We start from the raw sequence: 23,739 nt of genomic DNA on the forward strand, positions 1-23,739 counted from the left end.
TGGCGCTGCAGGAGGCGCTGCAGGAGGCGCCAGCGACGGGGCCACAGGGGGCCTGGGGTGGGGTGCTGCTGCCCTGGCGACAGTCAGCCACCCCGGACGTCGACGTCAGCCCTCGCCGGAGGCCGCGACGAGCTGCTCCCACGTCACCCGGCGCGGGGTTCCGGCGCGGTCGGGGGTCGCGAGGGCGGCGATGGCACGGCTGAACGCCTCGCGGCCCAGCTCCTCGCCGAAGCGGTCCACCACGAGCACGGCCCGCGGCCGGGCGAGGCCGCCGAGGTCCTCCCGGACGGCCGTCATCAGCTCGACCGCGACGGCGTCGAGGTCGGGGCCGCCCCCGACGTCCTCCGCCAGCACCACGGCCGCCACGATCGCCCGCCCGAGCTCGACGTCCTTGCGCACGCTCACCCGCGCCGCGGCCACGAACGGGTGGTCGACGAGCACCTCCCGCACCTCCCGCAGCGACACGAGCTGGCCCGACACCGAGACCACGTCGTCCGCCCGCCCGAGGAAGGTCACCGTCCCGTCCGCCGCCCGCGACGCGAGGTCCCCGGTGGCGTACACCCCCGGGTGCCGCTCCCAGTGCCCCCAGTGGTCCTGCTCGTCCGACCCGTCCACCCCGACCATCACGCCCGCCCACGGCCGCCGCAGCACGACCTCGCCGGCGACCCCGTCCTCCACGACGTTCCCCGTGCGGTCGACGACCTCCATGCCGCAGTCCGGCATCGGCTCCCGCTCACCGGGCGCCCGCCCGGTCACCCGGACCACGCCGCCGAGCTCGAGCTGCCCCCAGGCGTCGAGCACCTCGAGGTCGCGCCCGAACGCCTCGAGCATCCACGCGCCGAGCTCGTCCTCCACCGGCTCGCCCGCCGTCGCGATCCGCCGCAGCGACGGCGCCGCGGTCAGCTCGCGCATGTCCCGCGACCACCCCCGGATGGTGCGCATCACCGACGGGCTGGTGACCAGCGTCTCCACGCCGTAGCGCCGGATGATCTCCCACGCGCGCCGGTGGTGGGGCACGTCGAGCGTCCCCTCGTACATCACCGACGCGTCGCCCCACGCCAGCGGCCCGTAGACCGCGTGGAACTGCGTGACCGCCCAGGCGATGTCGCCCGCGCACCAGAACGGCCCGCCCGTGCGCAGGTGGCCGTGCACCGCGATCGCGTTGGCCAGCACCGAGGCGGTCCCGTGCACCACCGACACCGGCTGGCCGCCACGGTTGGCGATCGGCACCGAGGCGACCGGGTGGCTCGCGTCGAGCGCCACCGGCTCCGGGGTATGCCGTGCCCGCCCGCTCTCCCCGCGCACCGGCCTGGGCTCGGCCGCGACGACGTCGTGATACCAGCGGTCGCCCTCGTACCACGCCACGTCCATCCCGGTCCGCCGCACCACGATCGTGTGCTGCACGCTGCCCACGGCCGACAGCGCGTCGTCGACCCGGGCCTTGAGCGGCAGCACCGTGCCGTGCCGCCAGGCGCCGTCCTGGGTGAAGAGCACCTGCAGGTCGAGCAGCCCGAGCCGGTCGGCGAGCGGGCCCGGCGGCAGCGACGACGGCAGCACGCTGTGCACCGCCCCGATCCGCGCGCAGGCGAGCATCGCGACGACGGTCTCCGGCAGCCAGCCCAGGTGCAGCCCGACCCGGTCGCCCGGCCCGACGCCCATCGCGGTCAGCGCCCGCGCGAGGGTGACGACCTGCTCGTGCAGCTCGCGGTAGGTCAGGTCGCGACGGTCCCCGGGCTCGCCCTCCCAGTGGATCGCGACGGCGTCCCCACGCTCGGCGAGGTGCCGGTCCAGGCAGGTGACGGACAGGTTGAGCGTGGCCCCGGGCAGCCACCGCCCGCCGTGCCCGCCCTCGCCCCAGAGCGCGGTCGGCCCGGTCAGCAGGTGCATCCGCGCCGCGACGTCGGCCCAGCGCGGGTCGGGCGGGAGCGGGGTCACGCGCTCAGCCATGTCCGAGCGTCCTCCCGGCGGCCTTCGCCGCCCTCCCCAGGTATGCCGCCACCTCCGCCGCGCGCTCCTCGCCCCCGCGGCCGGCCGGGTCGGGAGTCCCGCCGGCCGTCCCGGTCAGGTCGGCCGCGAGGGCGCCGACGGCCGCGCCGGCCGCGTCGAGCACCGGGACGGCGACCTCGGCCGGGACCGTGCGGTCGGAGGGGCGGTGGGCCAGCCACTCGGCGCCCCGCCACTCCTCCCGGGACGCCTCGGCGTCGGCCCGGTCCTCCTCGCCCGCGGCAGCCAGGGCCAGGGCCCAGCCGTCCTCGTCGGAGCGGGCCGCGAGCAGCCGGCCGCCGGCCGTGGACAGCGCCGGGTGCACCCGGTGGCTGTCGCGGAAGGGGCCGGAGGCGTCCGAGTCGACGCGATCGACATACACGACCTCGCCCCGGACGAGCACCTCGACGTGCACGGTCGCGCCCACCTGGTCGCGGACCTGGGAGAGGTAGGGGGAGAGGGCGCCGAGCAGGGGCAGCCGCCCGAGGTAGTGGTGCGAGAGGCGGCTCAGCTCCGGGCCGAGGCCGTAGCGGGAGGTGGCGCGGTCCTGGACGGCGAGGTCGGCCAGGACCAGGGAGCGCAGCAGGCGGTGGACGGTCGGGATCGACATCGAGGAGCGCTCGGCGAGGTCGGTGAGCTGGTGGTACGCCGGGCCCTGCGCCAGCAGCTCGAGCAGCTGGACCGCGTTGCGCACGGTGCCCAGCCCGCCGCGCGCAGCATCACCGTTCGGCATCCGACCCTCCTTCCGTCGACGTCCGTGGGGCCCGACCGGGGTGGCCCGGTGTCGTCCTGGCGACAGCGATCCACCCCGCTGCCGCGCGGCCCGGCCTCGATCTGACCCTGATTGTGCACCATCCGGAGTCACCGTGACCGAATCTGCATGAACTTTCCTGCTAGACCCCCTTGCTTTTCAGATAGTGAAAACCTATCGTCTCTCTCAGACGTCCTGGATCACCGCCGACCCGAAGAGGACCCCCGTGCTCACACGTGCCTACCAGCACTCGCTCAACGGCAGCCACCTGCCCGACGGCGAACCGCTGCTCGAGGTCGACGCCGTCTCGCTGCGCTTCGGCGGCGTCAAGGCGCTCACCGACATCAGCTTCACCGTCACCCAGGGCCACGTCCACGCGATCATCGGCCCCAACGGCGCCGGCAAGTCCTCGATGCTCAACTGCATCAGCGGGATCTACCACCCGCAGGAGGGCGAGATCCGCCTGCACACCGCGGCCGCCGACGGCACCCGCACCCTCTCCACCCTGACCAAGCTGCCGCCCCACCGCATCGCCCGCCTCCGCGTGGCCCGCAGCTTCCAGAACATCGAGCTGTTCTCGCACCTCACCGTGCTCGAGAACCTCATGCTCGGCCGGCACATCCACATGAACCACAGCGTCCTCGCCTCGATGCTCTGGTTCGGCCCGGCCCGGCGCCAGGAGATCCAGCACCGCCAGCTGGTCGAGGAGGTCATCGACCTCCTCCAGCTGCAGGCCTACCGCAGCAAGCCCGTCGGCGCCCTCGCCTACGGCATCCAGAAGCGGGTCGAGCTCGGCCGGGCGCTCTGCATCCAGCCCGCCCTGCTCCTGCTCGACGAGCCGATGGCCGGCATGAACGCCGAGGAGAAGGAGGACATGGCCCGCTACATCCTCGACGTCCACGAGCTCGCCGGCGTCACCGTCGTCCTCATCGAGCACGACATGAACGTCGTCATGGACATCTCCGACCGGGTCAGCGTCCTGGACTTCGGCCGGCTCATCGCCGACGGCACGCCCGACGAGGTCAAGGCCGACCCCGCGGTGATCGAGGCCTACCTCGGCTCCGAGGAGGAGGACGCCGACGTCCGCGAGGCCGTCGAGCACATGCAGCGGCTGACCGAGGAGGAGAGCCGTGGCTGAGCGTCGCACCCGGCTGGCGAACCGCACCGACGCCACCGCCCCGGGCGCAGGCCCCAGCGCCGCGCAGACCTTCCCCCGCCTCCTGGAGCACCTGGCCACGCAGCGCCCCGACGGGGTCGCGATGCAGGAGAAGCTCTACGGCATCTGGCAGCCCCTCACCTGGGCGGAGTACCGCCGCCGCGTCGAGGACTTCGCGCACGGTCTCTCGGGGTATGGCGTGCAGCGCGGCGAGATCGTCGCCGTCCTCGGTGACAACCGCCCGGAGTGGCTCATCGCCGAGCTCGCCGCCCAGAGCATCGGCGCGGCCGTCGTCGGCATCTACCCGACCTCGATCGGCGAGGAGCTGGAGCACATCCTCGCGACGTCCCGCGCCCGCGTCGTCGTCGTCGAGGACCAGGAGCAGGTGGACAAGCTGCTCAAGCTGCGCGAGAGCGTCCCCGACCTCCTCGTCGAGCGGGTCGTCTACTACGACCCCCACGGCCTGGAGTCCTACGACGACCCGTGGCTGGTGGACTTCACCGAGGTCGAGCGGGTCGGGCGCGAGCGCGCCGAGCAGCACCCCGGCTGGTATGCCGAGCAGGTCGCCCGGAGCTCCCCCGAGGACATCGCCGTCATCTGCACGACGTCCGGCACGACGTCCAAGCCCAAGCTCGGCGAGCTCTCGCACGCCAACCTGCTCGCGATGGCCGACCACCTCACCGAGATCGACCCGGCCGACGCCTCGTTCCGCTACGTCTCGTTCCTGCCCTTCGCGTGGATCGGCGAGCAGATGCTCGCCGTCGCCATCGGCCTCTCCCGCGGCCTGACGCTCAGCTTCCCCGAGGACGCGTCGACCCAGCGCTCGGACCTGCGCGAGATCGGCCCGGACGTGATGTTCTCCCCGCCGCGGATCTGGGAGTCGATGCTCTCCGAGGTCCAGGTGCGCATCGACGAGGCCGGCTGGCTCAAGCGCAAGGTCTTCGGCTGGGGGTATGACGTGGGCGACCGGGCCGCGCAGGCGCGCACCACGGGCAAGGGCGGGGGCACGACCCCTCTGACCTGGGTGGCGGACGCGGTCTCGACCCGCCCGGTGCGCGACCAGCTCGGCCTGGCCCGCGTGCGCCGCGCCTACACCGGCGGTGCGCCGCTGGGCCCCGACGTCTTCCGCTTCTTCCACGCGATCGGCGTCAACCTCAAGCAGATCTACGGCCAGACCGAGATCTGCGGCATCGCGGTGGTGCACCGCGACGACGACATCGCCTTCAACACCGTCGGCACCCCGATCCCCGGCACCGACCTGCGGATCAGCGACGAGGGCGAGATCCTCCTGCGGTCGCCCTCGGTCTTCCGCGGCTACCACAAGCAGCCGGAGGAGACCGCGAAGACGGTCGACCCGGACGGCTGGCTGCACACCGGCGACGCCGGCTACGTCGACGAGAAGGGCCACCTGGTCGTCATCGACCGCCAGAAGGACGTCCTCACCGCGCCCGACGGCAGCCGCTACTCCAGCGCGTTCATCGAGAACAAGCTGAAGTTCAGCCCCTACGTCGAGGAGGCCGTGACCTTCGGCCCGCGGACGTCGGGCGAGGGGATGACGGCGATGATCACGATCGACCCCGGGACCGTCGGGTCGTGGGCCGAGCACGAGCGGCTGAGCTACACGACCTACTCCGACCTCGCGCAGAAGGAGGAGGTCTACGACCTGCTCGCCGAGGAGATCACCCGCGCCAACGAGGACCTGCCCGAGGCGATCCGGGTGCGCCGGTTCGTGCTGCTGCACAAGCAGCTGGACCCCGACGACGACGAGATCACCCGCACCCGCAAGGTCCGGCGCAACGTCATCGACGAGCGCTACGCCGACATCATCGCCGCCCTGCGCGCCGGCGACGACGCGGCCCGGATCAGCAGCCGGGTGACCTACCAGGACGGCAGCTCCGTCGTCCGCGAGCTGCAGCTGCGCATCTTCGACCTGACCACCTACGAGATCCCGCAAGGGCGGGCTCGCCGACCTGTCTGGAGCGGACGCCGATGAGCGACAGGAACGTGACGCGATGAGTCAGTTCGTGAGCATGCTGGCCTACGGGCTGGCCGACGGCGCGATCCTGGCGCTCGCCGCGCTCGGATTCGTGCTGATCTACAAGGCGACGTCCGTCATCAACTTCGCCCAGGGCGAGTTCCTGCTCGTGGGCGCCTACATGTTCTACACGGCCTTCGTCGTGCTGCGGCTGCCATTGCTGCTCGCCGTCGTGGTCGGCGTGGTCGTGGCCACGGTCATCGGCGTGCTGGTCGAGCGGCTGATCCTGAGGCCGATGATCGGGGAGAGCCCGATCAGCATCATCATGGTCACGATCGGGCTGTCCTCGCTGCTGCGGGCCCTGGTGCAGATGTTCTACGGCACCAGCGTCAAGCCGATGCCCAAGATCCTGCCGACCGGCTCGGTCGACATCCTCGGTGCGACCGTGCCGCTCAACCGGTTGCTGGTCATCGTCGTCGCGGCCGTGGTGCTCACCGCGTTCACGATCTTCTTCCGCCGGTCCCGGCACGGCATCGCCATGCGCGCCGTCGCCGACGACCAGCAGGCGGCGATGACGATGGGCATCTCGGTGCGCCGCATCTTCGCGATGGCCTGGGCGCTGGCCGGGGTCAGCGCCCTCATCGCCGGCGTGCTGCTCGCCGACATCTCCGCGGTCGACCAGAACCTCGCGGCGTTCGGCCTGCTGGTCTTCCCCGTCGTCATCCTCGGCGGTCTCGACTCGGTGCCCGGCACCATCGTCGGCGGCATCATCATCGGCCTCCTCAAGCAGGGGACGGCTGTCTACTGGGAGCCCGGCCTGGCCACCGTCGTCCCCTACGTCGTGCTCGTCCTGATCCTGCTGGTCAAGCCCTACGGTCTCTTCGGCGAGACCCGCATCGAGAGGGTGTGACCAGGCCATGGCCATGACCGCCACCGGGATCCACCACCGTTCCTACGTCTCCGAGCTGCGGCTGCGGGCGACCCGGGCGGAGTACGTCCGCCTCGCCCTGATGGGCGTCCTGCTCGTCGTCGTGCCGTTCGTGCTCGACAACTACTGGATGTCGATCGCCAACACGATCCTCATCGCCGTCATCGGCGCCGTCGGGCTGAACATCCTCGTCGGCTACACCGGACAGATCTCCCTGGGCCAGGGCGGCTTCCTCGCGGTCGGCGCCTACACCTCGGTGATCCTCTCCGACCGGATGGGCCTGCCCACACCGCTGTCGATCGCCTTCGCGGTGGTCTTCACCGCGGTGATCGGCACCTTCTTCGGGCTCCCGGGGCTGCGGCTCAAGGGCCTCTACCTGGCGATCGCGACCCTCGCCAGCCAGCAGATCATCGAGTTCCTCATCCGCCGGGACATCGGCGACTTCCTCACCGGCGGGCTCGGCTACATCAACGTCGAGCGGTTCTCCTTCCTCGGCTTCCAGGTCGGCGGGCGGGACGTCTTCGAGCGGCAGTGGTACGTCATCCTCGCCATCCTCGCGATCCTCGCGGTGATGGCCGGCCGCAACCTCTTCCGCACCGGGCTGGGCCGCTCGTTCATGGCGGTCCGCGACCAGGACATCGCCGCCGAGGCGATCGGCGTCAACCTCACCCGGGCCAAGCTCACCGCCTTCGCCGTCTCCTCCGGCTTCGTCGGCCTCGCCGGTGCGCTCACCGCGCACTACAGCGAGGTCGTGTCCTGGGAGAAGTTCACCCTGGAGGTCTCGATCCTCTACCTGGCGATGATCATCGTCGGCGGTCTGGGCAGCATCGCCGGGTCGGTCTACGGCGCGATCTTCATGACCCTGCTGCCGGTCGTCATCCGCAACGTCGCCAACGCGCTCGACTCGGTCGTGCCGTTCCTGGGCGACCAGCTCCCCGCCGTGCAGAACGCCACCTTCGGCCTGGTCATCATCCTCTTCCTCATCATCGAACCTCGAGGGCTCAACCGGCTGTGGGAGCGCATCAAGGAGTTCTTCCGCTTCTGGCCCTTCCGCTACTGACCCACCCCAACGCACCACCCGGCACGACCCACCCACCCAGCACACGACATACCCGCACCACCATCCCAAGGAGAAGCACATGATCCGCACCCGACGCGGCGCCCTCGTCGCCTCCCTCGCCGCCCTCACGCTCGGCCTGTCGGCCTGCGGCGGGGCTGACGGCGGAGGCGGCGGCGACGACGCCGCCCCGATCAACATCGGCATCATCGCCGACCTCTCCGGCGCCACCGGCGACGTCGGCACGCCCTACAACCAGGGCATGCTCGCCTACATCGAGCACCTCAACGCCGAGGGCGGCATCGACGGCCGGCAGATCGAGGCCGACTCCAACGACTACGCCTACGAGGTCCCGCAGGCCGAGGACCTCTACCGCCAGTACGTCAACGACGGTGTCGTGGCGATCCAGGGCTGGGGCACCGGGGACACCGAGGCGCTCTCCTCCCGGGTGGCGAGCGACGAGCTGCCCTTCATGTCCGGCTCGTTTGCCGAGAGCCTGACGGACCCCGAGGAGGCGCCGTACAACTTCGTCGTCGCCCCGACCTACTCCGACCAGATGCGCGTCGCGCTCAACTGGATCGCCGAGGACGCCGGCGGCGAGGCCGAGGTGGCGGTCTTCCACAACGACAGCCCGTTCGGCCAGGCCCCCGTCGCCGACGGCGAGGCGTGGATCGAGGAGCAGGGCCTCGGACTGGGCTACCAGGCCTACCCGATGCCCGGCGGCCAGCAGAACTACGTCGGTCTGCTCTCCCAGGCGCAGAGCCAGGGCGCGAAGTACATCGTCATCCAGAACGTCGCCAGCCCCGCCGCGCTCGTCGCCCGGGACATCGCCGACCAGAACCTGGACATGAAGATCGTCTGCCTCAACTGGTGCGCCAACGAGCTCTTCATCACCACGGCCGGCGAGGAGGTGGCCGAGGGTCACATCCTCGTCCAGCCCTTCGCGCCGCTGGCCGCGGAGAAGGAGGGCCACGGGGTCATCACCGAGTACATCGAGGCCGAGGGCATCGACGCCGCAGACGTCGGCACCTCCTGGGTGCAGGGCTGGTACGTCATGCACGTCATGGCCGAGGGCATCCGGCACGCCATCGAGAACAACGACGGCGAGGAGCTCACCGGCGCGATGATCCGCGAGTCCCTGGAGACCATGGGCCCCATCGACACCGGCGGCGTCGTCGGCGACGGCACCGTCGAGTTCTCCGCCGAGAGCCACCGCGGTTCCACGAGCACCGGCGTCTACATGGCCGAGGGTGGCCAGATGGTCGAGGTCGAGGCGGGCGCGACGCCATGAGCACCGCTGCAGCCCCGGCGGGGACGGGTCAGCCCGTCCCCGCCGGGGCCGGGGCGGCCGCCATGCTCACGCTCAACAACGTCGAGGTCATCTACGACGACGTGATCCTGGTGCTGCGGGGCCTGTCCCTGGAGGTGCCGGAGGGCAAGATCGTGGCGCTGCTCGGCTCCAACGGCGCCGGCAAGTCGACGACCCTGAAGGCCGTCTCGGGCCTCCTGCCCAGCGAGCACGGCGAGGTCACCGACGGGACGATCCACTTCTCGGGTGAGGACATCACGCGCGTGGACGCCTCCGACCGGGTGACCCGCGGGATGAGCCTGTGCATGGAGGGTCGGCACGTCTTCGAGCACCTCAGCGTGGCGGAGAACCTCGTCGCCGGCGCCTACACCCGTTCGGGCAAGGAGTCGGCCGAGGACCTGGAGAAGGTCTACGAGTTCTTCCCCAAGCTGGCCGACATGCGGGCGCGGATCGCCGGCTACCTCTCCGGGGGCGAGCAGCAGATGCTGGCGATCGGGCGGGCGCTGATGTCCCGCCCCCGCCTGCTGATGCTGGACGAGCCGTCACTGGGCCTGGCCCCGTTGCTCGTCCAGGAGATCTTCGGCTACATCAAGCGGCTCAACACCGAGACCGGTCTGACCGTCCTCGTCATCGAGCAGAACGCCCGGCGGGCCCTCGAGATCGCCGACCACGGCTACATCATGGAGCAGGGCCGGATCGTGCTCGAGGGCGACGCGGCCGAGCTGCGGGAGAACCCGGACGTCAAGGAGTTCTACCTGGGCCTCGGCGAGGAGGGCGGTCGCAAGAGCTACCGCGACGTCAAGCACTACAAGCGGCGCAAGCGCTGGCTGTAGCCCGCACGCCATACCGACCCAAGGAGTGACCCATGTCGATCGAGGCTGCCCTCCGGGCGCGTGAGGAGACGCTGGCGCCCGCGCTCACCGAGGTGCTGGCGCGGGCCGCCGGACGGGTGCCGGGCTTCGCCGCCCGGCTCGCCGGGGCGGGGCTGACCCCCGATGAGGTATGTCGTCCCGGCGGGCTGTCCCGGTTGCCGCTCCTGTCCAAGGACGACCTGATCGAGGACCAGCGCGCCGACCCGCCGCACGGCGGCCTGCTCGCCCCGGACGCGGTGGTGGCGCGGTGGTTCCAGTCGCCGGGCCCGCTCTACGAGCCCCAGCTGGAGGGCGCGGACTGGCGGTGGGGGCAGGCGCTGGCCGACCTCGGCGTCGGCCCGGACGACGTGGTGCTCAACTGCTTCGGCTACCACCTCTCCCCGGCCGGGGCGATGCTCGAGCAGGGTGCGCGGTCGGTCGGGGCGGCGGTGGTGGCCGGGGGGATCGGCAACCAGGACCTGCAGGCGCGCGCGATCGCGGACCTGGGCGTCACGGCATACACCGGTCTGCCGTCCTATCTCAAGGCGCTGCTCGAGGCCTTCGACGCGGCGGGTCTGGACGCGGACCGCTGGCGGCTGACGCGTGCCCTGGTGACGGCCGAGCCGCTGCCGGACTCGCTGCGGGCGCTGCTGACCGAGCGGGTGCCGCAGGTGCGGATGGCCTACGGGACGGGGGAGACGGGGCTGCTCGCCTGGGAGCCGGCCGACGAGGAGCCCGGTGCCGGGCTCGTGCTCGCCGACGGCGTCGACGTGCAGGTGTGCGCGATCGGCACGGGTGAGCCGGTGACGGACGCGACCGAGGGCGAGGTCGTCGTGACGCTGCTGCGCAGCGACTACCCGCTGGTGCGGTTCGGCACCGGGGACCTGTCGGGCTGGACCCTCGGGCCGGACGGGTCGCTGCGGCTGCGCGGCGTGCTCGGTCGGGTGGGGCAGGCGGTGAAGGTCAAGGGGATGTTCCTGCACCCGCGGCAGGTCTCGTCGGTGATGGACGACGTGGCGGGGGTGGCGGGCTACCGGTTCGTCATCGACCGGGTGGACCACAAGGACGAGCTCTCCTGCCTCGTCGTGCCGGACGGGTCGGTGGCGGGGGCGACCCTGGCCGAGGAGGTGGCCGAGAGGGTGCGGGGCGGCCTGCGGTTCCGGGTCGCGGTGCAGGTCGTGGAGTCGCTCGACGAGGGGGACGGTGCGATGGTGGACCGGCGCGACTGGAGCTGACCCGTCAGGGCAGGCGGGTCAGCGGCTTCGTCGTCCACAGCACCGCGTCGGTCATGGGGCCGCGGAAGTGCTCCCGGGGCAGCCGCAGCTGGTCGCCGTCGAGCTCCCAGCCGACCTCCGCGAGGTGGAAGTCCAGGCACCACGAGCCCCGGTCGGCCCCGAGCAGCAACCGGTCCGGGCGGCCGTCCACCCGTGACACCGCCCCGGCGCAGTACTCCTCGCCGTGCTCCCCACGGGTGATGACGTAGCTCGCGGGGCCCAGCTCCAGCACGTAGTCGCCGGTCTGGATCTCGAGCAGGCTGGACAGCTCGGCGCGGCTGCGGTCGTCCAGCGGCGCCCCGAACGCCTCCTCGTAGTAGGCGGTCGTGGCCTCCTCCAGCTCGGCGCGGGGCCAGCTCACGGCATACCTGCCCCGGAGCTCGACCGGCACGGTCGACGCCTCGCCGCGCAGCTCGGCCAGGCTCGGGCACGGCTCGACGCGGTATGCCGTGCACTCGGTCGCGGTCAACCCGCGGGTGAGCGCGGCGCGGGCCAGGGCGAGGAGACGGTCGGGGTCGGTGGTCACCGTCACCACGTCGCCGAGGTTGCTCATCACCAGGAGGTCACGGTCGTCCAGCCACTGCACGCCCTCGACGCTGCCCGGCCCGGGTGACGCCTGGTCGACGAGGGTGCCGGTCGTCAGGTCCCAGATCCGCACCGCACCGTCGCTGGTGCCCAGGGCCAGCCGGGTGCCGTCGGGGGAGACGTCCGCCGCGCGCACGGAGTCCTGGGTGACGTTGGTCCACACCGTCCGGCTCAGCAGGGTCACCGGGTCGACGAGGAGCACCGACGTGGGCGGGGTGGTGTCGCGGTAGGGGGTGACGACAACCAGCGAGCCGTCCGCGGCATACCCGAGGGTGCCGGCGGTCCCGGAGCCCTGGACGTCGAGGGGGGCGGAGGTGACCAGCGTCCAGTCACCCGTCCCGAAGGCCACGAGGTGACCGCCGGTGGTCGAGACGACGAGCCGGTCGGAGGTGGGGGAGAACAGCAGCTCGCGCGGTGCGCCGTACGCCTCCTGCCCGGGAGACCCCTGCGTCAGCAGGGTGGTGACGACGGCCCCGGTCGACGCGTCCCAGACCGCGACCGCACCGTGGTGGGGGTCGGCGGCCGCGACCCACCGGCCGTCCGGCGACCAGCGCACCCGGTGGGCGTCGAGGGCGAACGGTGCTTCCGGTGGCAGCGGGCACCCCGCCTCCTCCGGACGGCCTCGGGGGTGCTCGCACAGACCCTCCAGGGTGAGGGTGACCTCCCCGGTGGCGATGTCGCGCAGCTCGAGGGCGCCGACGAGGACGTGCCCCGCCTCCTCGTCGAGACGCCCCAGCTGGGAGACCAGCAGGCGGTCGTCGGGGGAGGTCTCGAACGCCGCCGTCCAGTTGACGTCCTCCCACCCGCGCAGGTCGGTGCCGCCCAGGGTCACGGCCTGCACCTGCCCGACCTCGGGGAAGCCGCACTCCCGGCCGACGACGACGTGGTCGCCGGCGACCCGGAACTGGTCGGCCCAGCCGTTGCCGCCGCAGGAGGGGAGCGACCATCCCTCGCTCGAGGGCCGCTCGTCGAGGACGACCGCGCCGTAGGTCGGCGAGCGCGGCACGACGATCCTGCCCTCCCCGCCCGCCGAGGGACGGCCGCTGCCGGCGGCGGGGTAGCGGCGCAGCACCGCGCCGGACCGGGCGTCCCACTCCACCACGGCGTTGTCCGCCGCGCTGGTGAGCACCGTGGACCCGTCGGGACCGAAGGCACCGTAGGAGGAGATGGCCTGATGGCCGGCGAACGCGGCGACCACGCTCCCGTCGGCCACCGAGACCACCTTCCACGCGGACGTCACGTTGGCGACGTCGAGCACCAGGAGGTGCTCCCCGGTGGGGTCGAGGTCGTGCGGCAGAACGGCGGGGACGCGCGTGAGCTCCTCCCCGGTGGCCGGGTCCACGACCAGGGCATAGCCCGTCGACCCTGACCCCTGGTGGACCGCCGCGACCGAGCCGTCGTCGCTGAGGGCGGCGCCGATCGACCAGGTCATGTCCGCGTGGGTGCGCCCGAGCAGGCGCTCCTTCCCGGTCTCCAGGTCGACGACGGAGTTGGCGACCTCCCCCTCGTCCCACAGGCACCCGTCCAGCACCCGCCGCCGCTCGTCCTCGTCGGTGCCGGGAGGGACGGTGAGGGTGCGCACGAGGGCGACACCTCCGCCCACGGCGAGGGGCCAGCCGCCGCACGGGCCGACGTCGAGGACCCGCAGTCGCTCGTGCGTGGAGCCGTCCCGGACGTGGAGGCCGACCAGGTCCTCCGGTGGCGGGGGAGCGTCCTCGACGGGGCCTCCCACCCGCATCCAGTGCCACGGCTGCCAGACGACGCCGCTCACGAGAAGCGACCCGTCGGGGGAGTAGACGGCGCCGGCCATGAAGGCCGACTCGTGCCCCGGTGTGTCCGGGCGCACCCACTCCCAGACCAGGTCGCCGGTGAGGGCGTCGTGCACCTCCAGGGCGAGAGCGGGCTCGCCCCTGCTCTCGCCCGTCATGGCGATGCGGGACCCGTCGGGGGAGAGAACGGCGGCGAGGCGGTTGGTGAAGTGGTTCATGCTCACCCGCGCGACGATGCTGTCGGCGGCGAGGCTGCTGTGAAGGGCGCCGCTCGACTGCAGGCTGGGTGGGGCGACCTCGGCACCGAGCACCGCGAGCGCCTTGGCCAGCGGAGGGTCCTGGTCGAGCGCGGCGAGGGCGGACGCGGAGAGCTCGTTGGCGCGGGCACGGGCGGCCTCGGAGGTGGCCACCGCCTGGGAGTCCTGCGCGGCGCGCCACTGCAGCCGCGCCGCCGTGCCGAAGCCGGCCGCGGCGAGAGCCAGGACGAGGGCCGCGGTGACCAGCACCCGCAGCCGGCGGTTCGCGCGACCCTGCCGTCGGGCCTCGTCCTCGACCCGCGCGAACTCCGTCCGGTGGGCCGCCTCGCTCGCGTCGAGGAAGGCGTCCTCGACGCTGCCGAGACGGTGGGTGCCGGTGTCGCGCCACTCCCGGGCGGCCTCGAGGCGGGCCCCGCGGTAGAGCTCGCTGTCCGGCCGCCCCATGGCGTCCCAGGCCTCGGCGCTGGAGGCGAGGTGGTGCCGGATGCGCTCGCCCTCGACGTCGTCGGCGAGCCAGGACTGCAGGCGCGGCCACGCGCGGGCCAGAGCCTCGTGGGCGATCTCCAGCCGGTCCGCCCCGGCGGTCACCAGCCGGGCCCGCACGAGCTGCTCGACGAGGGCGCGGTGCTCCTCGTCGGCCACGGCGCCCCGGGCCAGGCTGGTGAGCACGGGGGTGCCGTCACGACCGGGTTGCACCATCCGCAGCAGCAGCTCGCGCAGCGTGTGCCGCTGCTGCGGGGTGGCGGCCTCGTAGACCCGCTCGGCCGACTGGGCGACGGCTCCACGGATGCCGCCGGAGGCCCGGTATCCGTCGACGGTGAGCGTGATGCCCTCACGCCGTTCCCAGGTCTGGCGCAGGGCGTGCGCGAGCAGCGGGAGGGAGCCCGGCTCGCCCTCGACGTCGCGGGTCAGCAGGTCGACGAGGCCCTGCTCGAGGATCAGCCCGGCCTGCCGGGCGGGCTGCTCGATGGCCTCGCGCAGCCCGTCCGTCGTCATGTCCTTGAGGAGGTAGAGCCCGTCCTCGACCAGCCGCGCCATCGGGGGGTAGGCCGAGAGGTCCCCGAGGCGGTCGGCCCGCAGGGTGATCAGCACCGGACCGTGAGAGGCGTGCCCGACCACGCTGCCGAGGAAACCCGCCCGCACCTCGGGCGGCACGGTCGCGGCGAAGATCTCCTCGCACTGGTCGACGACGAGGACCGTCCCCGGCGCCACCCCCGCCGTGGCCGCCGACGGCGTTCCCGTCGGGTGGGGGCCGGGGGTGATCACCTCGACGCCACGCCCCTGGTGGCGCAGGCGGGCGGCGAGCCCGGCCCGCACCAGGGAGGACTTGCCGGACCCGGATGGTCCGACCAGGGCGAGGACACCGGCCCGGTCGAGGCGCTGGAGGCACTCGGTGAGCTCGGCGTCCCGGCCGAAGAAAGCGTCGGTGTCCTCGACGTCGTAGGCGGCCAGCCCGGGCCAGGGGCAGACCGCCGGTGGTGCGCCGACGGCGGCGACGTCCAGCGCCGGGTCCTGCTGCAGCATGGCCCGTTCGAGCTCGACGAGCTCGGGGCTGCGGTCCAGACCCAGCTCGGCGACGAGGACGTCGCCGGCGCGGCGGAGCGTCGCCAGGGCGTCGGCCTGTCTCCCGGACTGGTACTGCGCCCGGGCGAGCAGCGCCCACCGGTGCTCCCTCAGCGGCTCCTCCCGCACCCGCAGCGTCACCTCCGGCAGCACCTCCGCGTGACGTCCCGACGCGAGCAGGGCGTCGAGGCGCAGCTCCTCGGCCTGCCGTCGGAGCTCGACGAGCCGCTGCGCCTCCCCGCGGCCGGGGGTCCAGTCGTCCAGCTCCCCGAGCGGTTGACCGCGCCACAGGCTGAGGGCCTCGTCGACGGCATACGCGGCCTGATCGGCGTGGCCGATCGCGAGCAGGTCCCGGGCCCGGTGCACGAGCCGCTCGAAGCGTCCCGCGTCCACGTCGTCCGCCGGGACCACGAGCCGGTAGCCGCCCGGGACGGTGAGGATCGCCGCGTCGCCCAGGCGTCGCCGCAGCCGCCCGACGCACCCCTGCACCACCTTGACCGCGGACGCCGGCGGGTGTTCGCCCCACAGCGCCTCGGCGAGCGTGTCCGAGGAGACCTCGTGCCCGAGGCGGGTGACGAGGACGGAGAGCACCACGCGGTCCCGCGGCGAGGGGGCGGGCCCCCCGTCCTCCACACCGACGGGACCCAGCACGGTGATGCCGGTCATGTCAGCGATGGTCCTCCTGCCCTGGGACCTGCACAAGGCCGCGAGCGGGCGTTGATGACGGACTGATACCGCGTCGCTCACGAGTCGATACCGCCGGACCTGACGGTGGTCGTGGAGGGGGCCACCCCGGCTCCCCGGCACCGGAAGGACATGACCATGAGACACCCACGATCGCCTCGCACCACCGCCGGCCGGCTGCTGGTCCCGCTGCTCGCCGCCCTCGCGCTCGGCGGGTGCGGGGGCGGCACGGCCACCGTCGACGGGGCACCGGACCGAGCCCCGGAGCAGGTCAGGCTCGACGCCGCCGGTCGTGCCGCGGCCGCCTCGGCCCAGCTCCACGCGGTGCGGCAGACCTACCCGACCGCCGGGCTGGACGTGCCGCCCTCGTCGCTGACGAGGACGGTGGCCGACGGACCCCTCCTCCGCACGGCGACGGACCTGCGTCGGGTGGACGGGTTCGACATCGGCTGGCCCGAGATCGCGTCCCGCCCACGGACCGAGGCGCCCGCGGAGAAGCAGGTGGCACCGCGGGACCGGTGAGGGCCGCAGCGCTCAGTCGGCGGACGACCCCTCGTCGAGCGCCTGGGCGAACGCTTGGGCCCACTCGTCCGCGGTGGGCTGGGTCCCCAGCCCGTCGCTGAGGTCGACGAGCGCCACCCGGTCGCTGTTGTCCTGCGCCCAGCCGCCGATGGCGTCGGTCACACCGTCGTCGTAGAGGTTGTCGGGGCCCACGACCACCAGCACCGGCAGGTCACCGACCTCGGTGAGCAGGGTGTCGAGCTCGTCGGCGACCTCCTCCGCGGCGTCCGCCTGACCGAGGCTGACGAGCACCGCGTCCGCGTCCGTGGAGGCGTCGTCGAAACGGGCGAAGCGCTCGGCCGCGTCGGCGACGGTGCTCTCCGGCCTGCTGGCGTTCCAGACGCGCAGGGCCGGTCCCTCACCCTCCGAGAGCCGCACCGGGTCCGCGAAGCCGTTGTCCGACGTGGGGTTCCAGGTGCGGATCGTCACGGGGCGGTCGGTCCCCTCCCCGCCGGCCCACAGCTGGACCCACTGCTCGGGGAGCGCGCTGTAACCGTCACCGACGACGAGCAGGTCGGCGTCCGGGCCGGACCACGCCTCGATCCATCCCTCGACGGACGCGTCGTCGGCCTGGGCGCCGGTGGTGGTCGTGGTGGTGGCAGCGTCGTCGGGCTGCTCGGTGGTCTCCGCGTCGTCCGTCGGGGCGTCGGGGGCGCCGAAGGTGGCGGTGGCGCCGGGCGTGGTCGGCGGCGTCGCGGTCGCGCCGCCGGAGTTGACCGTGCGGAAGGCGAGGACGGACAGCCCGACCGCGATCACGCAGAGGATCGCGAGCAGGATGTCCTGGATTCGGGTGGTGGTGAGCACTAAGGGGTGATTGTGCCAGCCTCGTCGAGCGCACGACCAAAGGCGGTGGCCCACTGCTCCGCGTTGGCGAGATCGGGGGCCTCGCCCCGCAGGTCGACGAGCGACACCCGGTCGTCGTTCTCGTCTGCCCAGTCCGCGATGGCGTCGCTGACGCCGCGGTTGAACAGGCCGGCCGGGCCGACGGTCACCAGGACCGGGAGGTCGTCGTCGATCGCGCCCACGAGCGCGTCGAGCGAGCCGGGCACGTCCTCGAAGGTGCTGCTCAGCCCGAGAGTGACGAGGACCGCGTCCACGTCGTCAGCCTCTCCGACGAACCGGTCGTAGCGCTGCACCGCGGAGTCCACGGTGGCCCCGGCGCGGCTGGCGCTCCAGATGGTCAGCTCAGGGCCGTCGACGTCGGACAGCTCGATCGGGTCGTTGAACGTGCGGTCCGCGGCCTCGCCCCAGTGGTGGATCTGGACGGGTCGCTCGCGGCCCTCGAGCCGGCCCCACAGCTGCACCCACTGCGAAGGCATGTTGCTGTAGCCGTCGCCCAGCACCAGCAGGTGGGCGTCGTCGTCGCCGAGGGCCTCGAGCCAGCCGGCGACCGTGGGCAGGACGGGGGGCGCCGCTGTGGGTGTGGGGGAAGCATCGGTCTCGGTCGGATCCGACGTATCGGTGGTCGGCTCCGATGTCGCGGGAGCCGTCGTCGTGACACCCGCGCTGTCTGGACGTCTTGTGTCGGTGGTGGGCTGGGGGATAGACGCGGCTGCGGTCGTCGTGCCGTCGGAGACGTCGGCCGAGCTCGGGGGGCGGTTCACGCTCCAGAACGCGAAGGCAGACGCTGCGACCGCCAACCCTGCCAGCGCGACGAGCAGGCCGTTCTGCGCGCGCTCCGACGGGACCTGCACCTCAGTAGCCCTTCACACCCGACTGGTCCTTGCGGCGGGCCCGGGTCGGCTCCGCCCGCTTGCCGACGGGGTCGGCCTCGTACGTTTGGTACTCGTAGCTGTAGGCGTCCGGGCCCTTCATCGGCAACCGGTTGAGCACCATCCCGAGCACGTTGGCGCCCACCTTGTTGAGCGAGCCGAGCACCCGCTCCAGCTGGTCGCGCTTGACCATGCCGGCACCCACGACGACGAGCACACCGTCGGCCACGCTCGACAGCACCGCGGCGTCGGTCACCGGGATAAGCGGCGGGGAGTCGATGATGACGTAGTCGAAGTTCTCCCGCAGCTGCCCGACGAGGTGGCGCATGGAGTGCGACCCCAGGAGCTCGCTCGGGTTGGGGGGGATCATGCCGCTGCCCAGGACGCGGAGGTTGCGCGCGTGCGGCTGGAGGACATCCTCGAGGTCGGCGCGGTCGATCAGGACGTCGGTGAGCCCTGCGGCGTTCTCCAGACCGAGATATTCGAGCAGCCGCGGTCGGCGCAGGTCACCTTCGACCAGGCAGACGCTGTGCTCCGAGGCGGCCAGGGTGAGGGCCAGGTTTGCCGTCGTCGTGCTCTTCCCCTCGCCGGGGATCGACGACGTGACCACGATGACGCTCGACGCCGTGTCCGGACCGGCGAACTGGAGGTTCGTCCGCAGCGTGCGGAACGCCTCCGCCCGTTGGCTGTGCGGGTCGATGTCCATGACGAGCGGGTGACTTGTGGCGTCGTTGTCGTGTGCGATGGCGCCCAGTACGGGTTCCTCCGTCACGCGTGCCAGGTCTCCCTCACCGCGCACGCGAGTGTCCAGCAGGTCCCGCAGAATGCCGAGGCCGAGGCCGAGCAGGAGGCCAAGCACTGTAGCCAGGGCTATGTTGCGCAGTGGATCGGGGCTGACCGGGCCCAGCGGTGCGGTCGCAGGCCGGACGACCGTCGCCTTGACCGGACTCTCAGCCCCGGCTGACGTCTGCTCGAGCTCCTGGATCGTCTCCATGAACTGCGTAGCGACCGCGTTGGCGATGCTGGCAGCCTGTGACGGGTCAGCGTCAACTACCGAGACGTTGATGAGCACGGTGTTGGGAGGCACTGTCGCAGTCACCCGCCCAGCCAACGCGTTGACCGACTCGGTCAGTTGTAGTTCTTCGACTACCGGGCTCAAGACAACAGGGGTCGTGACGATGTCCGCGTATGTCGCTACCTGGCGTTGCGTGAAGGACCCACCCTGGACCAGGTCAGACACGCTTTCCCCGCCAGTGATCGAGACGTACAGATCTGCCTCGGCCCGGTAGTCGCGCGGAGTCATCGCTGTGAGTAGAGCCGCGGCCGCGATCGTCGCCAGCACGACAGCGGCGACGAGCCGCCAGCTGCGCCGGACGATGCGCAGATAGTCAGTCAGTTCCATAGGAGTCCTGTGATCGGGGGCGGTCGGTCAAACGATGCCCAACGTACCGGACCGGGCAGCATTCCCAACCGGCGAAGGGGTCGGGGGCCGCCTAGCCCGGATCGTTCACGGGGTGGCGGTGTGATCGGCGTGGAGAAGCGCCGAAGTGCTCCCTGAGCAGGGAAGACTTGGACTTGTCTACGGTCCCAGGTCGCCCAGCAGGAATGTCAGCGGCGGCTGCAAAGTCTTCAGGTTCCGACGGGGTGGGTTCCACTCAACGTCGCAACACCGGCGGACCTTGGGAGGCTAGCAGCGCGGTGAGCAGCTGGTGCGGCGTGCGGTCGTCGAGGATCATCCGGGGGCGGTTGTTCAGCTCTTCCTCGACGGCGAGCAGGTGCTCGAGGGTATGGATGCCGAGGTCGGTCCCCTTGGGGAAGTAGTCGCGCAGCAGCCCGTTGGTTCTCGTTCGACCCGCGCTGCCTTGGGTCGACGCCGACGACTCGAAGCACGAGTACAGCATCGTCCCCGGTCGCCGAGCCGGACGCGGGCGCATACGCAGGTATCATCCTGACCGTCGCCCACGAGCAGTTCCGGACGCTGGGCGCCGAGGGGATCCGCGCCTTCGGCGCTCCTGACTCCCACGTCCTGTACGACCTCAAGTCGCTCCTCCCCAAGGCCGACTCCGACCTGCGTCTCTGACTCAAGGACCTACCTTGCACATTCTCATCACCGGCGGTGCCGGCTTCATCGGCCACAACCTCGCGCGCCTGGCACTCGGCAAGGGTCACGAGGTCCGGGTAATCGACGACCTGTCGACCGGCTATGCCGACAACATCGACGCCCTCGACGTCGACTTCCGCGAGGCGTCGATCCTCGACGAGGACGCCGTCGCCTCCGCGATGAAGGGCGTCGACTCGATCGTCCACCTGGGTGCTCTCGGCAGCGTGCCTCGCAGCATCGAGGACCCGCTGCGCAGCCACCAGGCCAACGCCACCGGCACCCTCACCGTGCTCGATCAAGCCCGTCGGGCCGACGTCAACCACGTGATGTGCGCGTCGTCCAGCTCGGTCTATGGCATGAACCCGGCCCTGCCGAAGGGTGAACGCGAGTGGACCCGCCCGATGAGCCCGTACGCCGTGAGCAAGCTCGCCACAGAGCAGTACGCGCTGGCGTTCCAGCAGTCGTACGGCTTCGACTCGCTGGCCTTCCGCTTCTTCAACGTCTACGGCCCCGGCCAGCGCGCCGGTCACGTCTACGCGGCGGTCATCCCCACCTGGATCGACGCGATGATGAAGGGCGAGCCCGTCTGGGTCAACGGCGACGGCTCGAACTCCCGCGACTTCACCTACGTCGAGACGGTCTGCCACGTCCTCCTCGACGCCTCCGAGCGGCGCGTCTCGCACCCGGAACCGGTCAACTTGGCCTTCGGCACGAACACTTCGCTGCTCGACCTCATCGAGCAGCTCACCGCACTCAGCGGGATCACGCCCGACGTACGCCACCGCGACCCGCGGCATGGCGACGTGCCGCACTCGATGGCCGACAACGCCACCCTGCGCTCGCTTTTCCCGGACGTCACCGCCGTAGAGCTCGAGGCGGGGCTGGAGGAGACGCTGGACTGGTTCCGTACACTGGCCTGAGTCGGACGTACTCGCCGGGGGCGGTGCGTGATAACCCGAGCATGGCTTCGTTCTGCGAGATCTCGTCCGGAACCGTTGACCGATGACTCTCGCCGGGCAACCTCCGACAATGCTGTAGCGGGCACGTCCTTGGTGACTACGGCCGATGCAGCGATCACCGAACCTCGCCCGACCGTGACTCCGCCGGACCATGACTCCATCCTCGTTCGCAAGGTCAGGAGTCTCTACTACACCCAGGGCGGTTCATGGCGCCTCGGGACAGCGACATCCTTGGTGGCTACGCCGGCCGGGATGCCAGCCTGAGCCTTGCCTGGGGCTTCTGACCCGTCGAGCCGCACCTGCATAGCGGGGAGGCAGGAGATCACGGCCAGGCTTAACCACAGCACGGGCGACTGGAACCAGAACCCTGACAGCAGTATCGGGCCGGTCACCACAACCCATGCACCGACTACGCTGACCCGCCTCGGGTGCGCCCAGGCGCGTGGCTCGACCACCACCGCCAGGTATAAGGCCCTTGTGAACAGGGCCAGCCCGGCCGCGCCGAAGGCGACGGCCACGTCGAGGACCCAGTTGTGCGCGTCGAACCGGGCTGGGCTCAACCCCTTGAACACGTCGACGCCGTAGCCGAGGACGGGTCGTTCGGTGATGAACTCTCGGGCGAGGGGCCAGATCGTCAGCCGGCCGTTCAGGTCCCCGGCCTCCCGCCCAAGTGCACCACTGGAGGCGACGTTCCGGATCGCCCCGTCCGCCCACCCGGTGGCCAAGACAAGACTGGCCACCAAGAATAGACCGATGACCCAGGGGAACAAGACCTGGTGAAACCGGCCCAGGAACAGCCACACGGCTAGGGCACCCAGGCTCAACAACGCTCCACGAGTGCCGTTCAGCAGGACGCCCACGTACAGGGTGGCACTCACCATGGCCATGAGCACGAACGCCGCCCGCTTCCACGTGGCCCCGTAGAAGAACACCGTCATCATCGCCGCGGCGGTGGCGAAGCCGTACGCGGTGAAGTTGAAGTTAACGTCACCCAGCGCGACCCGGGCGACCTCAGCCTCGTAGGTCCACCGGACGTCCGCGCCTTGGCCCACGACCATGCGGGCAACACCGAAAACGGCCCCGGCGACGAGGCCTGCCGTGACCATCAGCACGTCCCGTCGGCGGCGGACGACTGCCCGCACCGCCAGGTACAGCACCGCGCAGGCCACCACGTTGATGAGGCCGACCCACCCGTCGAACACCGCCCACGTCAACGAGCACAAGGTCATGAGCGCGTACAGGCTCACATAGCCCTCGGACCGGGATAGCCGCAACGACCCCAAGCGAGTCACGAGCAGCACAGCCCCGACAGCTGCCCCGGTGCGCAACCCGAAGTTCGGGTTGGTCACAGCCACCGCCGCGAGGATCGCGAGAGTCACCGATTGGAGGTCGGCAGCGGCACCGGCGGCCTTGCTCTGGCTTCTCACGTCGCTCTTAGCCTTCACCGACGTGTCGCTCTTCCGATCGCTGCCTCATGCTCGGTCACCTGGTTCGGGGTGAACCTATTGCGGATCACCTTGGCCGGGTTTCCCCCGACGATGCTGTAGGACGGCACGTCTTTCGTCACCACGGCAGACGCGCCGATGACGGACCCTCGCCCGACTGTGACGCCCCCGAGGATGGTCGCGTTCCCCCCGACCCACACGTCGTCCTCGATGACCACGCCGGGGTCGTCCTCGGGCCGCTTCTCGGCATCGCTGACAGTGTCGATGTAGCGCCCGACCAAGTCGAAACGGTGATTGCCGCCGCGGATGGTGACACCGGGGCCGAACATGACGTGGTCGCCGATCCTGATAGTGGAGCGGGTCGCCAGCAGGGTCGGGCCGGTGCCGAGGTTGACGTGGTGCCCGACGTGGATGGTGTCGTAGGAGTAGGTGCCGTCCGGGTCGAACTCGAAGTGGTCACCGTGGGAGGCAAACCGGCCGACGGTGGCGTATCCGCGGACCATGCGACGGGCGCGTTCTGCGGCGGCGAGCAGTCGATCAACCGCCGTCGCGGCCCGAGCGGTGAGTTGCGACGGGCGGCCTCGTGCGTCAAATCTCATGGCCCCGCACCCTACCCGCCGACTCTATCCGTGACCGACCGTGCGTCTATGGAACGCCCCCCCGGTGGCGCCGATGCAGTCGAATCAGTCGCCGCCACGGAGACCCTCGAGAAACCGGCCCATCTTCTGCACCTGCGTTCGAGTGGACACTGAATCGCCCCGGGTTTCGTGGAGGCTCGGTTAGTTGGATCCGACCTCGGTGAGGACCGGGTTCTTACGG

17 protein-coding genes and 2 pseudogenes are annotated in these 23,739 nt (G+C 71.6%); 9 read left to right on the plus strand and 10 right to left on the minus strand.

Annotation, left to right across the window (positions count from 1 at the left end; all coding sequences use genetic code 11):
- Positions 1-105: 105 nt before the first annotated feature.
- Positions 106-1,947, minus strand: a complete 1,842-nt coding sequence (locus tag D4B81_RS12845; protein WP_122263002.1) for an acetate--CoA ligase — start codon at positions 1,945-1,947, stop codon at positions 106-108.
- Complete coding sequence (locus tag D4B81_RS12850) at positions 1,940-2,716, minus strand: IclR family transcriptional regulator (RefSeq protein WP_122263003.1); 777 nt, start codon at positions 2,714-2,716, stop codon at positions 1,940-1,942. Before D4B81_RS12850 ends, D4B81_RS12845 begins: the two co-directional genes overlap by 8 nt.
- A 244-nt stretch (positions 2,717-2,960) precedes the next feature.
- On the opposite strand from D4B81_RS12850, the gene D4B81_RS12855 reads away from it, so the two are divergent.
- From D4B81_RS12855 to D4B81_RS12885, 7 genes are all read left to right on the plus strand, one after another.
- Positions 2,961-3,872, plus strand: a complete 912-nt coding sequence (locus tag D4B81_RS12855) for an ABC transporter ATP-binding protein (protein WP_202613687.1) — start codon at positions 2,961-2,963, stop codon at positions 3,870-3,872.
- Positions 3,865-5,883, plus strand: a complete 2,019-nt coding sequence (locus D4B81_RS12860; RefSeq protein ID WP_237565983.1) for an AMP-binding protein — start codon at positions 3,865-3,867, stop codon at positions 5,881-5,883. The genes D4B81_RS12855 and D4B81_RS12860 overlap by 8 nt, the downstream gene beginning before the upstream one ends.
- Positions 5,884-5,902: 19 nt before the next feature.
- Positions 5,903-6,775 carry a branched-chain amino acid ABC transporter permease gene (locus D4B81_RS12865; RefSeq protein ID WP_122263004.1) on the plus strand — a complete coding sequence of 291 codons (873 nt, stop codon included), beginning with the start codon at positions 5,903-5,905 and terminating at the stop codon, positions 6,773-6,775.
- 7 nt (positions 6,776-6,782) lie between these two features.
- Positions 6,783-7,853: a branched-chain amino acid ABC transporter permease gene (locus tag D4B81_RS12870; protein ID WP_122263005.1), complete on the plus strand. Its 1,071-nt coding sequence runs from the start codon at positions 6,783-6,785 to the stop codon at positions 7,851-7,853.
- A gap of 79 nt (positions 7,854-7,932) precedes the next feature.
- Positions 7,933-9,141, plus strand: a complete 1,209-nt coding sequence (locus D4B81_RS12875; RefSeq protein ID WP_122263006.1) for an ABC transporter substrate-binding protein — start codon at positions 7,933-7,935, stop codon at positions 9,139-9,141.
- Positions 9,138-9,992 carry an ABC transporter ATP-binding protein gene (locus D4B81_RS12880; protein ID WP_474100189.1) on the plus strand — a complete coding sequence of 285 codons (855 nt, stop codon included), beginning with the start codon at positions 9,138-9,140 and terminating at the stop codon, positions 9,990-9,992. Before D4B81_RS12875 ends, D4B81_RS12880 begins: the two co-directional genes overlap by 4 nt.
- Positions 9,993-10,024: 32 nt before the next feature.
- Positions 10,025-11,245, plus strand: a complete 1,221-nt coding sequence (locus D4B81_RS12885; protein ID WP_122263007.1) for a phenylacetate--CoA ligase family protein — start codon at positions 10,025-10,027, stop codon at positions 11,243-11,245.
- A gap of 4 nt (positions 11,246-11,249) precedes the next feature.
- Here the strand turns inward: D4B81_RS12885 and D4B81_RS12890 are convergent, their stop codons facing one another.
- On the minus strand, positions 11,250-16,124 hold the full coding sequence (locus D4B81_RS12890; RefSeq protein ID WP_122263008.1) for an nSTAND1 domain-containing NTPase: 4,875 nt from the start codon (positions 16,122-16,124) through the stop codon (positions 11,250-11,252).
- 156 nt (positions 16,125-16,280) lie between these two features.
- Here D4B81_RS12890 and D4B81_RS12895 point away from each other — a divergent pair, with 156 nt between their 5' ends.
- Complete coding sequence (locus D4B81_RS12895; protein WP_161965158.1) at positions 16,281-16,664, plus strand: hypothetical protein; 384 nt, start codon at positions 16,281-16,283, stop codon at positions 16,662-16,664.
- A 12-nt stretch (positions 16,665-16,676) separates the two neighbouring features.
- Here the strand turns inward: D4B81_RS12895 and D4B81_RS12900 are convergent, their stop codons facing one another.
- The 4 genes and pseudogenes from D4B81_RS12900 to D4B81_RS12915 all read right to left on the minus strand — a co-directional run.
- The gene (locus D4B81_RS12900; protein WP_122263010.1) at positions 16,677-17,507 is read right to left on the minus strand and encodes a hypothetical protein; all 831 of its coding nucleotides are present in this window, start codon (positions 17,505-17,507) and stop codon (positions 16,677-16,679) included.
- Entirely contained in the window at positions 17,507-18,397 is an 891-nt protein-coding gene (locus D4B81_RS12905) for a hypothetical protein (protein WP_122263011.1), read from the minus strand. The genes D4B81_RS12900 and D4B81_RS12905 overlap by 1 nt, the downstream gene beginning before the upstream one ends.
- Position 18,398: 1 nt before the next feature.
- Positions 18,399-19,817 carry a tyrosine-protein kinase domain-containing protein gene (locus D4B81_RS12910; protein ID WP_122263012.1) on the minus strand — a complete coding sequence of 473 codons (1,419 nt, stop codon included), beginning with the start codon at positions 19,815-19,817 and terminating at the stop codon, positions 18,399-18,401.
- A gap of 253 nt (positions 19,818-20,070) precedes the next feature.
- A pseudogene (locus tag D4B81_RS12915) lies at positions 20,071-20,281 on the minus strand (transposase); the annotation flags it as partial.
- A 228-nt stretch (positions 20,282-20,509) separates the two neighbouring features.
- Here D4B81_RS12915 and D4B81_RS12920 point away from each other — a divergent pair.
- Positions 20,510-21,436: an NAD-dependent epimerase/dehydratase family protein gene (locus tag D4B81_RS12920; protein ID WP_122263013.1), complete on the plus strand. Its 927-nt coding sequence runs from the start codon at positions 20,510-20,512 to the stop codon at positions 21,434-21,436.
- Positions 21,437-21,505: 69 nt separating this feature from the next.
- Here the strand turns inward: D4B81_RS12920 and D4B81_RS19315 are convergent.
- The 3 genes and pseudogenes from D4B81_RS19315 to D4B81_RS12935 form a co-directional block, all read right to left on the minus strand.
- A pseudogene (locus D4B81_RS19315) lies at positions 21,506-21,618 on the minus strand (acyltransferase); the annotation flags it as partial.
- A 45-nt stretch (positions 21,619-21,663) separates the two neighbouring features.
- On the minus strand, positions 21,664-22,920 hold the full coding sequence (locus tag D4B81_RS12930) for an O-antigen ligase family protein (protein WP_122263014.1): 1,257 nt from the start codon (positions 22,918-22,920) through the stop codon (positions 21,664-21,666).
- On the minus strand, positions 22,917-23,423 hold the full coding sequence (locus D4B81_RS12935) for an acyltransferase (RefSeq protein WP_122263015.1): 507 nt from the start codon (positions 23,421-23,423) through the stop codon (positions 22,917-22,919). Before D4B81_RS12935 ends, D4B81_RS12930 begins: the two co-directional genes overlap by 4 nt.
- Between the last annotated feature and the right edge of the window lie 316 nt (positions 23,424-23,739).

Source organism: Ornithinimicrobium cerasi, from assembly GCF_003702705.1.
Taxonomy (GTDB): domain Bacteria; phylum Actinomycetota; class Actinomycetes; order Actinomycetales; family Dermatophilaceae; genus Ornithinicoccus; species Ornithinicoccus cerasi.

Excerpts from the sequence above, each read along its gene's own strand:
- D4B81_RS12845 (WP_122263002.1), bottom strand. The coding sequence starts at position 1,947 with ATGGCTGAGCGCGTGACCCCGCTCCCGCCCGACCCGCGCTGGGCCGAC.
- D4B81_RS12850 (WP_122263003.1), bottom strand. The coding sequence starts at position 2,716 with ATGCCGAACGGTGATGCTGCGCGCGGCGGGCTGGGCACCGTGCGCAAC.
- D4B81_RS12865 (WP_122263004.1), top strand. The coding sequence starts at position 5,903 with ATGAGTCAGTTCGTGAGCATGCTGGCCTACGGGCTGGCCGACGGCGCG.
- D4B81_RS12870 (WP_122263005.1), top strand. The coding sequence starts at position 6,783 with ATGGCCATGACCGCCACCGGGATCCACCACCGTTCCTACGTCTCCGAG.
- D4B81_RS12875 (WP_122263006.1), top strand. The coding sequence starts at position 7,933 with ATGATCCGCACCCGACGCGGCGCCCTCGTCGCCTCCCTCGCCGCCCTC.
- D4B81_RS12880 (WP_474100189.1), top strand. The coding sequence starts at position 9,138 with ATGAGCACCGCTGCAGCCCCGGCGGGGACGGGTCAGCCCGTCCCCGCC.
- D4B81_RS12885 (WP_122263007.1), top strand. The coding sequence starts at position 10,025 with ATGTCGATCGAGGCTGCCCTCCGGGCGCGTGAGGAGACGCTGGCGCCC.
- D4B81_RS12890 (WP_122263008.1), bottom strand. The coding sequence starts at position 16,124 with ATGACCGGCATCACCGTGCTGGGTCCCGTCGGTGTGGAGGACGGGGGG.
- D4B81_RS12895 (WP_161965158.1), top strand. The coding sequence starts at position 16,281 with ATGAGACACCCACGATCGCCTCGCACCACCGCCGGCCGGCTGCTGGTC.
- D4B81_RS12910 (WP_122263012.1), bottom strand. The coding sequence starts at position 19,817 with ATGGAACTGACTGACTATCTGCGCATCGTCCGGCGCAGCTGGCGGCTC.
- D4B81_RS12935 (WP_122263015.1), bottom strand. The coding sequence starts at position 23,423 with ATGGTCCGCGGATACGCCACCGTCGGCCGGTTTGCCTCCCACGGTGAC.